Here is a 1,163-nt window from a genome sequence, read left to right as displayed (position 1 = left end):
AATTGCTTAACACATATTATGTCTTCGGCGTGCCGTCTGCAGAATGAAAGACAAGCCTCTGTATCTAATTAATAGATCTATGAATAAGATGAATGTAATTGCATGCGGAGGTCGTCATGTCTCAGGCGATGATTACCGTTCTAAAGTGATTAAGGCATTAAGTGCATCGAATGCCGGTACTACTTTTAATATCCTGATCAATCCGGGCGATAATTATGGAGCAGTATACATGGCGCGAGAATGGGCTAATATCAACAATATTCCTATTAAAACATTTAAGGCAGATTTTAATAGGAATCATCAATGCTAGACTATGTGAATAAAGCCAGCTAAAAAAGCTGGCTTTATTATTAGAAAGGAGTTAGTTATATTTGAAGTTATCATATCTTGTAAAGAAGAAATTCAATATCCGGCAGCCTGCAGAAGCCTTGAAGACGGAATAGTTGTCTTGTTCCTTTCCGAATGTAAAGGAGTAGTTATTAGAACCTCCCCTGATTCTGAAAGTAAATTGGGAGATGTTAGCAATGATTGGACTCCTTATAGTGATAATACAATTTGGGAACCTGTAGATATCACAATTACAGGTTAAGCAATCCAGTAAAGCCCAAAAATCGCAGCGCATTCAATTAGTAAATTGAGTGCGTTTTAGTTTTTGAGCTTATAAAAATCAAAGGAGTAAGAAAAATGTTACAAGTTTACAGTAATGAAAATACCACCAACCCAGAACCTATTGGATACCATGATTTGATAGCGTATGAAGAAGCCTTGCAAAGAGCAAGTGACGCAGCCGAAGAAAAGAAACAAGAAATACTGGAAAAGCTTGAAGACGATGAACTGGTAGATATTGCAGCGGAAGCTTTTGGTGAATTATTTAGCACAAAACATTCTGATGAAGCGGACAAGCTTACAAATGAAATAGTTAAGGCAATTGGATCGGGCTGCAATAAAGATATGACAGTAAGAGAACTATTAAGCCATCTGTCATTGGGAGCAGAAAAAATAGTAACTGATTATATTTTCACGCATGCTAATTAAATCAAAAGCCAGCCAAAACGCTGGCTTTATTATTTAAAGGCTGAAAAATGGAAGCTAAAAAAGAAGAGTTCATAGTTACCGAGAAATGGCTTAAAGAAAGGAAAGCTTGTAAAGATGGGCTTCAAGCT

General features: G+C 36.5%; 2 protein-coding genes. Both read left to right on the top strand.

All coding sequences use genetic code 11. From position 1 onward, the window contains the following. The first annotated feature begins 88 nt into the window (after positions 1-88). Positions 89-310: a hypothetical protein gene (locus tag H3V11_RS11705; protein WP_198225100.1), complete on the top strand. Its 222-nt coding sequence runs from the start codon at positions 89-91 to the stop codon at positions 308-310. Positions 311-684: 374 nt separating this feature from the next. Continuing rightward, on the top strand, positions 685-1,035 hold the full coding sequence (locus tag H3V11_RS11700) for a hypothetical protein (RefSeq protein WP_198225098.1): 351 nt from the start codon (positions 685-687) through the stop codon (positions 1,033-1,035). Positions 1,036-1,163: the final 128 nt, after the last annotated feature.

The organism is Snodgrassella sp. W8158, assembly GCF_016100435.1.
Taxonomy (GTDB): Bacteria; Pseudomonadota; Gammaproteobacteria; order Burkholderiales; family Neisseriaceae; genus Snodgrassella; species Snodgrassella alvi.
This window is presented reverse-complemented; position numbering and strand designations above follow the sequence as displayed.